The organism is Microbacterium sp., from assembly GCF_011620665.1.
Classification (GTDB): domain Bacteria; phylum Actinomycetota; class Actinomycetes; order Actinomycetales; family Microbacteriaceae; genus Microbacterium.
The window spans coordinates 75,318-85,250 of the sequence record NZ_WOYQ01000005.1; the positions used below are offsets into that span (position 1 = coordinate 75,318).

The window sequence follows — 9,933 nt, forward strand, 5'->3', positions numbered from 1 at the left end:
GACCTCGACGATGACCTCGACGATGAACTGGACGACCTCGACGATCTGGACGCCTCGGACTTCGACGAGGACGGCTCGCCGATCCTGCACTCCGGAGACCTGGACGGGGTCGACATCGACTCGCTCGACGAGGATGCCGAGGACGAGATCGGCGAGGACGACGAGGACGAGTTCGGCGGTCGTTGATCGGCATCCACGCCGTCAGCGCCGTCCGCGCGGACGCGCCGGTGTCCCGGCGCAGCGACCTCAGCCGTCGAGGCGCTCGATCGTGTAATCGATCGAGCGAATGAGCTGGCGGACGTCGTCGGGCTCGATCGAGACGAACGTCGCGATGCGCAGTTGATTGCGTCCGAGCTTGCGATACGGCTCGGTATCGACGATTCCGTTCGAGCGGAGACTCGCGGCGACGGCCGCGGCATCCACCGAATCGTCGAAGTCGATCGTGACGACGACCGGTGAGCGGTCGGCGGGGTCGGCGACGAACGGCGTCGCGACGGCTGAGGTCCCGGCCCAGTCGTAGAGTGCGCCGGAGGATTCGGCCGTCCGGGCGGCCGCCCAGCCGAGTCCGCCGTTCTCGTTGATCCACTCGAGCTGCTTGTCGAGCAGGAAGAGCGTCGTGACCGCGGGGGTGTTCAGCGTCTGGTTCAGCCGTGAGTTGTCGACGGCGTTCTTCAGGCTCAAGAACTCGGGGATGTACCGACCGGATGCCGCGATCCGCTCGATCCGCTCGATGGCCGCCGGTGAGACGGCAGCGAACCACAGGCCGCCGTCGGAGCCGAGGTTCTTCTGCGGCGCGAAATAGTAGACGTCGCTGTCGATGACGCGAAAGTTGATGCCGCCGGCGGCGCTGGTCGCGTCGATCACGGTCAGCGCACCCTCATCGCCTGTCACGCGGGTGACGGCGGTGGCCACGCCGGTCGAGGTCTCATTGTGCGGCCACGCGTAGACGTCGACGCCGGCGACCGGCTCGGGTGCGACACTCGACCCGGGTGCCGCGGTGCGCACGTCCGGCGCGTCGAGCCATGGGGCTCCGGCAGCCGCTGCGAACTTGCCGCCGAACTCGCCGAAGACGAGGTTCTGCGCACGCTTCTCGATGAGTCCGAACGACGCGGCATCCCAGAAGGCGGTCGACCCGCCATTGCCGAGGATGATCTCGTAGCCGTCCGGCAGGCGCAGGAGGTCGGACAGGCCCATGCGCACCTGGCCCACGAGGCTCTTGATGGGCGACTGGCGGTGAGACGTGCCCAGCAGAACCGCGCCGGGCCCGGCAAGGGCCTCGATCTGTTCGGGACGGATCTTCGAAGGGCCGCAGCCGAACCGTCCGTCGGCGGGCAGGATGTCGCGCGGGAGCGTCACGTGAGCCATGCACCGAGTCTAGGGTCGGGCGCGCGCTGTTCCGGTCTCCCGACCCTCACAAGCGGATAGGCTGAGACGGCATTTCCGACCCGTGCACCGAGGCCGCCATGACCGATCTGATCGACACCACAGAGATGTACCTGCGTACGATCCTCGAGCTTGAGGAGGAGGGCATCGTCCCCCTGCGCGCGCGCATCTCTGAGCGTCTCGGTCATTCGGGTCCCACCGTCTCCCAGACCGTGGGACGCATGGAGCGGGACGGCCTCGTGATCGTCACCGACGACCGCTCGCTGGAGCTCACGGCATCCGGCCGGCAGAAGGCCGTCGACGTCATGCGCAAGCATCGTCTCGCCGAGCGCCTGCTCAGCGACGTGATCGGTCTGGACTGGGCGTACGTGCACGAAGAGGCCTGCCGCTGGGAGCACGTCATGAGCGAGCAGGTGGAGCGCCGACTCGTCGAGCTGCTCGGACACCCCACCGAATCGCCCTACGGCAATCCCATCCCGGGACTCGCGCGACTCGGCGATGTTCCCGCGAACACGTTCGATCAGGGCGTCGTGGGCCTCGTCCGTCTTCTGCACGAGACCGGCGGCCCGGTGAGCGGGACCGTGCGACGACTGGCCGAGCCGGTGCAGGTCGACCCCGAGCTCCTCGAGCAGCTGCGGGATGCCGGAGTGGTCCCCGGTGGCATCGGAAGCTACCGTTTCAGCGAGGGCTATGTGCTCGTCCAGATGGACGGAAAGGACGACGGCCTCGAACTGCCGGTCGAGGTCGCCTCGCACATCTTCCTGGTGGATGTCCGTCCGCGGGCATGAACAAGACCCTGGCGGGAGGCCCTGCGCCGCGCCGCTGTTCGAAGTGACTTATTCGTTACCTTCCGTTACCCTGGGGAAGTCCGTCGGCGAGAAGCCCGCCACAGGATCGCCGCGCGAGTTGCCTCATCGGTTCGTCATTCGCTCGGTGCACCCGTACATCTGTGCCTGACACTGATTGCCGACGAGCCAGCAGTTCCTTGCTTCACCGGGAGACATGCAGAGGCGCCGGAGGATAATTTGGCTGAACAGCTCGACTCGTCGGCGGAACCCGAAGCCGCTCCGACGCCCCCAGATCAGCGACGACGCGCGCTCCGGAGCGCGTCTCAGCGGCCTGCACGCCGCACGACCGTTGCCGCCGCGAAGATCGCGAAGTCCGCGCGGCCTGCTGGCCTTGCCCGCCCTGCCCGTACGACGGTGCACCCGATGCGCAGTTTCTTGACGGTCACCGCTGTCGCCGGTCTGGTCGCGGCCGTGGGGATCCCGGCTTTCGCCGCGGGCACCGGATCCTCGGCGGAAGCGCTGACGCTGCAGCAGGTCGCGGCAGAGAACGCGCAGTCGCTCGTCGTCGCCTCCGAGGCCACACCCGAGGCGCTCGCCCGTGACAGCTATTCGGCGACGACGCCCCAGGAGATCCAGGCCAAGCAGGACGAAGAAGCCGCGAAGTCAGCTGCGGCCGCACGGATCTCGGCGGCATCGAGCGCCTCGGCGGCCTACAGCGGCGCGATCGCCCTGTCGATCGCGTCGTCCGGTTCGGTGGTGCGTCCGCTGACCTCGTTCAACAGCTTCGGCACGCCCTACGCCGGTCACAAGGGCACGGACTACATGGCCGATCGCTACACGCCGATCTATGCGATGGCCGACGGCGTCGTGATCGAATCGACCGAGAGCAGCAGCGGCTGGGGCGTCTACGTCAAGATCGCCCACAACATCAACGGCACCACCGTCACATCGCTCTACGCGCACATGAGCTACGGCACGCGTCGGGTCACGGTCGGGCAGGCCGTGACGGCTGGGCAGCTGATCGGTCAGGTCGGCGACACCGGACGCGCGTACGGCACGCACCTGCACCTCGAGATCTACGTCAGCGGTTCGTGGGTCAACGCGGAGAGCTGGCTGCAGGCCAACGTCAGCTGACTGTCCTACACTGATCCCGATGCGCATCGCGGAGGGGGATCAGATGGATCGAGTACCGAGCGTTCGGTCAGCGAACGCGATCGGTCGCCATGTCCTTCGGCATCATGTGCACGACTGCCGCGACCGTCGTCGTGGAAAAAAGGCGCTGTCTTCATGACAGTGCCTTTTTTCGTCCCTGCCCGAGAGGACCCCGCATGCGCACTCTGGTTCTGAACGCCGGCTATGAGCCGCTGGCCATCGTCTCCTTCAAGCGAGCGCTCGTGCTCGTCATGAACGACAAGGCGACCATCGTCGAGTGCATCGATGACAACCCGGTGTGGGGTGTCCGCGGGGTCTACGAGCGGCCGGCGGTGATCGTGCTGACCCGCTACGTGCGTGTGCCGGGCAGCAGGCGGGTGCCGCTCACACGACGAGGCGTGCTGCGCCGTGACGGACAGCGTTGCGCGTACTGCGGGAAGAGCGCCACGACGATCGATCACGTGCTGCCCCGCTCGCGCGGTGGCGCGGACTCGTGGGAGAACCTCGTCGCGTGTTGTCTGCGCTGCAACAACGTGAAGGGCGACCGCACCCCGCAGGAGATGGGCTGGGAGCTGCGCTGGGTCCCCCAGCCGCCGCGCGGGGGCCAGTGGATCGTCCGCGGCACCGAGCACGCCGATCCGACCTGGGTGCCCTACCTGTCGCTCGCAGCCTGACGCTCGCCCCCTGCCGGGCGGCCGTGCGGCCGTGCTGCCGTGCGGCCATGTCCCACTTGTGGCTGGTGTTGTCCCACTTGTGGCTGATTCCGGACAGCGAAACCAGCACAAAGTGGGACAAGGTGGCAGTGAGAGAGCGATGTCGGATCTCGAGGATATCTTCGATTCCAATGGGTTGAGTAAGTAGAACAAAAGTTCTAGCCTGTCGGAATGAGGTCGATCGTGGGGAACGCGGCGATCGCGGACGAGGTGACGCGTCTGCGCGCACAGCTCGAGCGCGTGCAGGGGCGTCGACTCGACGCGCCCGTGCTGCCGGTGCACCCCGCTCTGGCTGATCTGCTGCCCGGCGGGGGGCTGCGTGTCGGGTCGGCCTACTCGCTGGGATCTTCGACCTCGCTGCTGTTCGCGCTGCTCGCGCGACCGTCGCGCGACGGCTCGTGGTGCGGTGTGGTGGGGGTGCCGCGCCTCGGAGCGGAAGCGGCCGAGAGCGCGGGGGTCGACCTGTCGCACCTGGTCCTCATCCCCGATCCCGGGCAGCGCTGGCTGGCGGTCGTCGGGACGATCGCCGAGGTGCTGCCGGTGGTCGCCGTCCGTCCTCCCGCACGGGCGAAGGATGCCGAGGTCTCGCGCCTGGCCGCCCGCATGCGCGAGCGGGGGTCGGTTCTGCTCGTGCAAGGGCCGTGGCCGCAGACCGAGGCGATGATCGATATCGCCGATCCCGCGTGGGAGGGACTCGGCGACGGGTACGGATTGCTCGAGCAGCGTGAGCTCACGGTGACGGTCTCGAGCCGCCGCTTTCCCGTTCCTCGACGCGGCCGCATGCTGTTGCCGGATGCCGGGGGCTCTCTCGCCGCGCCCCGAGCCGCACCAGTACCCGTGCCGGCGCCGGGCTGGGACCGGTCCGAGCGCCTTCCGGCGGCGGTGTGAGATGGATACCGCTCCCGTACGCACCCTCGTGGTCTGGGTGCCGGATTGGCCGGTCGTCGCGCTCACCCGCGACGGCGATGATCCCCCCGACCCTGCGCTGCCGATCGCGATCTTCGCGAAGGGCGCGGTCGTGGCGTGCTCGCCGACTGCCCGCGCCGAGGGCGTGCGGCGCGGGCAGCGGCGCCGCGACGCACAGTCCCGCTGCCCGGCGCTGGTGGTCGCCGACGCCGATCCTGTGCGCGATCAGCGGGCCTTCGCGCCGCTGATCGCGCGACTGGAAGAGCTCGCGCCGGGTGTGCAGCTGCGCCATCCGGGGCTCTGCGCGCTACGCGCCAGAGGACCCGCGCGGTACTACGGAGGTGAGGCGGCCGCGGCGACCGTGCTGGCGGGAGTGATCGCCGAGTTCGGACTCCCGGACGTGCGGGTGGGGATCGCAGACGGCCCGTTCACGGCGGAGCAGGCGGCTCGCTCGGGCACGCGTCCCGACGCGCCGGTGCGGATCGTCCCGGCCGGGCAGGCGGCATCCTTCCTCGCGCCGCTGCCGGTCACCGTGCTCGCCGAGGACGACATCGTCGCGCTGTTCGCGCGGCTGGGTGTGCAGACCCTCGGCGCCGTGGCGGCCATGCCCGAGGCGCGGCTCATCGAGCGGTTCGGCGCGCGCGGCGCGCGACTGCACGCACTGGCCGCGGGTGCAGACTCGCAGCCGGTGACGGCGCGCACTCCGCCACCCGAGCTCCACCGTGAGGTGGCGTTCGAGCCGCCCGTCGAGGCGGCCGAGCAGGTGGCCTTCGGGGTGCGCGTGCCGGCGGAGGAGTTCGTCTCGCGCCTCGGCGCTCTGGACCTCGTGTGCACCGAGCTGAGGGTCGTGCTCACCGGTGAGCGGGGTGAGCGAAGCGATCGGGTGTGGCTGCATCCGGGGTCGTTCGATGCCGCGGCGATCGTCGACCGCGTGCGCTGGCAGCTGGCCGAGCAGGGGCTGCACAGCGGCGTCGAACGCGTGCGGATCGAGCCGGAGGGCGTGGATGCCGCGGCCCATCACACGGCGAGGCTTTTCGGCGGGGGGCCGGAGGAGCGGGTCCACCATGCGCTGTCACGCGTGCAGGCGATGCTCGGTCATCGGGCGGTGCTCACCCCGGTGATCGGGGGTGGCCGGTGGCTCGCCGAACGCCAGGTGCTCGTCCCGTGGGGGGATGCGGTGACGAGCACGCGCGATCGCGCACGACCGTGGCCGGGGAGTCTCGTGGGCCCGCTGCCGGCGACGGTGTTCGCCGAGGCGCTGGCGGTCGAGGTGATCGATGCGGACGGTGACATGGTCGCCGTCGACGGCCGCGGCGAGCCGACGGGAGAGCCCGCCGTGCTCGTGGCCGCCGGCCGCGGCCGCCGCATCCGCGGGTGGGCGGGACCCTGGCCGATCGTCGAACGCGGGTGGGATCCGGCGCGTGCCCGTCACGCGCACCGGTTCCAGGTGCTCGACGACGACGAGCGCGCCTGGCTGCTCGTCTGCGAAGAGGGTGCGTGGCATGCCGAGGGGGTGTACGACTGATGGGCTTCCACAATCCCTCGGTCACGTGGTCCGAGATGGAGCGGCTGCTGAGCGGCCGTCCCCCCGACGGCGGCGACGGCCCGGCGTTATCGCACAAGCGCGGCTCATACGAACCCCCGACGATCGAGCGTCCCGACGACCCGGTGCCCTATGCCGAGCTCCACGCCCATTCGTCGTTCTCGTTCCTCGACGGGGCATCATCGCCGGCCGAACTGGCCGAGGAAGCCGAGCGGCTGGGACTGCACGCCCTCGCGATCACCGATCACGACGGGTTCTACGGGATCGTCCGGTTCGCCGAAGCGGCCGAGAAGTTCCGGGTGAAGACCGTGTTCGGCGCCGAGCTCTCGCTCGGCCTGACTGCGCCTCAAGCCGGTCAAGCCGATCCCGCGGGATCGCACCTGCTGGTGCTCGCCCGCGCCGAAGAGGGGTATCACCGCCTCGCCGCGGCCCTCACTCACGCGCAGCTGGCCGGCGGCGAGAAGGGGCGCCCCCTGTACCGACTGGACGAGCTGGCCGCGCAGGCCGAGGGGCACTGGGCGGTCCTCACCGGATGCCGCAAGGGCGCCGTTCGCCAGGCGCTCGCCGCCGGAGGGCCCGCGGCGGCCGCGACCGAGCTCGATCGGCTGGCCGACCTGTTCGGGCGTGGCAGCGTGCACGTCGAACTCATCGATCACGGCGGTCCCCGAGACACGCGCGACAATGACCTGCTCGCCGCGCTCGCCGCCGAGCGCGGCCTGCCCGTACTCGCCACGGGGAACGTGCATTACGCCGTGCCCGAGAAGGTGCATCTGGCCGCGGCGGTCGCCGCCGTCCGGGCCGGCCGGGGACTGGACGAGCTGGACGGCTGGCTTCCCTCGCACGCCGGGGCGCATCTGCGCTCGGGTGCCGAGATGGCCCGCCGGTTCCGCCGGTACCCGGGGGCGGTCTCACAGACCGTGTCGCTTGCCGATGAGCTGGCCTTCCCGCTGCGGCGTGCCAAGCCCGCACTGCCGAAGATGACGGTGCCGGGCGGTCACACGCCGATGTCGTGGCTGCGGCAGCTGGTGTGGGATGCCGTGCCGCGCAAGTATCCCGATCTCGACGATGACGGTCGCGCGCGCATCGACCGCGAGCTCGCGGTCATCGAGCAGAAGGATTTCCCGGGCTATTTCCTCATCGTGCACGGGATCGTGCAAGAGGCGCGGCGGCGCGGCATCCTGTGCCAGGGGCGGGGCTCGGCCGCCAACAGCGCCGTCTGCTACCTGCTGGACATCACGGCGGTCGACTCGATCTTCTACCGGCTGCCGTTCGAGCGGTTCCTCTCGGCGATGCGCGACGAAGAGCCCGACATCGACGTCGACTTCGACTCGGGGCGCCGCGAGGAGATCATCCAGTGGGTGTACGCGCAGTACGGGCGCGATCGGGCGGCTCAGGTGGCCAACGTCATCCAGTACCGGCCGAAGAACGCCGTGCGCGACATGGCGAAGGCGCTCGGGCATTCGCCGGGGCAGCAGGATGCCTGGTCGAAACAGGTCGAGCGGTGGGAGGGGCCGGTGCCCGGCTCCCATGACATCCCCGAACGGGTGCTGGCCTACGCGGGGGAGCTGCTGAAGGCGCCGCGGCACCTCGGCATCCACTCCGGCGGCATGGTGCTCACCGATCGCCCCGTCGGGGAGGTCGTGCCGATCGAGCATGCGCGGATGGAGAACCGCACCGTCATCCAGTGGGACAAGGACGACGCGGCCTGGATGGGGCTCGTGAAGTTCGATCTGCTGGGGCTCGGCATGCTGGCGGCGATCCAGTACTGCTTCGATGAGATCGCGGATGCGACGGGGGAGCGCTGGGATCTCGATGCGATCCCCAAGGAGGAGCAGGCCGTCTACGACATGCTGTGCCGGGCCGACTCGATCGGCGTGTTCCAGGTCGAATCACGCGCGCAGATGGGATTGCTGCCGCGCCTGCAGCCGCGCCGGTTCTATGACCTCGTGATCGAGATCGCGCTCATCCGCCCGGGGCCGATTCAGGGCGGGGCGGTGCATCCGTACGTGCGGCGCAAGCTCGGGCAGGAGAAAGTGACGTACGCGCACGAGAAGCTCATCCCGGTGCTGGAGCGCACTTTCGGGATCCCGATCTTCCAGGAACAGCTGATGCAGATGGGCATGGCCGTCGGCGACCTGACGGGTGAGGATGCCGATGTGCTTCGCCGGGCGATGGGTTCCAAGCGCGGTATTGAGCGGATCGAGTCGGTGAAGGCGAAGCTCTACGCCGGGATGGAGCGCAATGGCCTGGTCGGGGGCGTCGCCGATGACATCTACGCGAAGATCCAGGCATTCGCGAACTTCGGCTTCGCCGAGAGTCACTCGCTGTCGTTCGGGCTGCTCGTCTACGCATCGTCGTGGCTGAAGCTGCACTATCCGGCGGCGTTTCTGGCGGCACTCCTGCGTGCGCAGCCGATGGGCTTCTATTCGCCGGCGACGCTCACCGCCGATGCGCGCCGTCATGGCGTGCAGGTGCGGCGCCCCGACCTCCACGCGTCCGGAGTGGATGCCGGCCTCGAACCGGTCTCCGACGAGCACCGCGACGGGCGAGGAGAGCCGACCGGCCTGCCCTCGTGCACCGACCGCCACCAGCCGCCGGTGCCGGACTTCGATTCCACCGCCCCCGATGTCTCGGCCGCGCATCGCCGCGACGGCGCGTTCGCGGTGCGGCTTGGGCTGGCCTCGGTCACCGGCATCGGAAAGCCGCTCGCCGAGCGGATCGTCGCCGAGCGGACCGCGCGCGGGCTCTTCCGCGATCTCCGCGATCTCGTGCGCCGCACCGGGGCGACGGCCGCGCAGATCGAGGCGCTGTCGACCGCGGGTGCGTTCGAGAGCATGGGAATCTCGCGGCGCGAGGGCATATGGCTCGCGGGCGATGCAGCCCTGGACCGCAGCGAGTATCTCGCCGGGTCGCTGATGTCGGTGCAGCCGCCGCTGTTCGGCGATCAGTCCAGCTACGATCTGCTCGCCGCCGACCTCTGGGCCACGGGCATCTCGACCGACGATCACCCGCTGGCTCACTACCGAGCGTCGCTCGATGCGCGCGGTGTGCTTTCGTCGCACGAACTGCGCGCGCACGAAGAGGGACGGAGGGTCGAGGTGGCGGGACTGGTGACGCACAGGCAGCGGCCGGCGACGGCATCGGGGATCACGTTCATCAATCTGGAAGACGAGCACGGCCTTGTGAACGTGATCTGCTCTTCGGGGGTGTGGAACAGGTACCGCCGGGTGCTGCGCGACAGTCCGGCGCTTATCGTCCGGGGCATGCTGGAACGATCGCCGGAGGGGGTGACGAACCTCCTCGCCGATGCGTTCGAAGACCTGAAGGTGGGGGTTCAGCACCGCTCGCGCGACTTCCGCTGAGGCGCGGCGCGGCCTGCGGCGCGGGATGCGCACAGGATGTCAGCGTCGCGCGGTGTCGAACCGGTGTCGAAACGGTGTCGAAACGG

7 protein-coding genes and 1 pseudogene are annotated in these 9,933 nt (G+C 69.6%); 7 read left to right on the plus strand and 1 reads right to left on the minus strand.

Annotated elements, in window-relative coordinates; genetic code table 11:
* A pseudogene (locus tag QZV81_RS01000) lies at nt 1-186 on the plus strand (DUF3027 domain-containing protein); the annotation flags it as partial.
* 60 nt (nt 187-246) lie between these two features.
* Here QZV81_RS01000 and serC read toward each other — a convergent pair.
* Nucleotides 247-1,365: a phosphoserine transaminase gene (gene serC / locus QZV81_RS01005; RefSeq protein WP_292831139.1), complete on the minus strand. Its 1,119-nt coding sequence runs from the start codon at nt 1,363-1,365 to the stop codon at nt 247-249.
* 98 nt (nt 1,366-1,463) lie between these two features.
* On the opposite strand from serC, the gene QZV81_RS01010 reads away from it, so the two are divergent.
* The 6 genes from QZV81_RS01010 (at nt 1,464) to QZV81_RS01035 (ending at nt 9,847) form a co-directional block, all read left to right on the plus strand.
* A complete protein-coding gene (locus tag QZV81_RS01010; protein WP_292831142.1) occupies nt 1,464-2,171 on the plus strand; it encodes a metal-dependent transcriptional regulator in 708 nt (235 codons plus the stop codon).
* Nucleotides 2,172-2,594: 423 nt separating this feature from the next.
* Nucleotides 2,595-3,305: a M23 family metallopeptidase gene (locus QZV81_RS01015; protein ID WP_292831145.1), complete on the plus strand. Its 711-nt coding sequence runs from the start codon at nt 2,595-2,597 to the stop codon at nt 3,303-3,305.
* Between the two features lie 194 nt (nt 3,306-3,499).
* Nucleotides 3,500-3,997, plus strand: a complete 498-nt coding sequence (locus QZV81_RS01020) for an HNH endonuclease (RefSeq protein WP_292831148.1) — start codon at nt 3,500-3,502, stop codon at nt 3,995-3,997.
* 210 nt (nt 3,998-4,207) lie between these two features.
* A complete protein-coding gene (locus tag QZV81_RS01025) occupies nt 4,208-4,924 on the plus strand; it encodes a hypothetical protein (RefSeq protein ID WP_292831151.1) in 717 nt (238 codons plus the stop codon).
* Between the two features lies 1 nt (nt 4,925).
* Entirely contained in the window at nt 4,926-6,467 is a 1,542-nt protein-coding gene (locus QZV81_RS01030) for a DNA polymerase Y family protein (RefSeq protein WP_292831154.1), read from the plus strand.
* A complete protein-coding gene (locus QZV81_RS01035) occupies nt 6,467-9,847 on the plus strand; it encodes an error-prone DNA polymerase (RefSeq protein WP_292831157.1) in 3,381 nt (1,126 codons plus the stop codon). Before QZV81_RS01030 ends, QZV81_RS01035 begins: the two co-directional genes overlap by 1 nt.
* Nucleotides 9,848-9,933 lie beyond the last annotated feature (86 nt).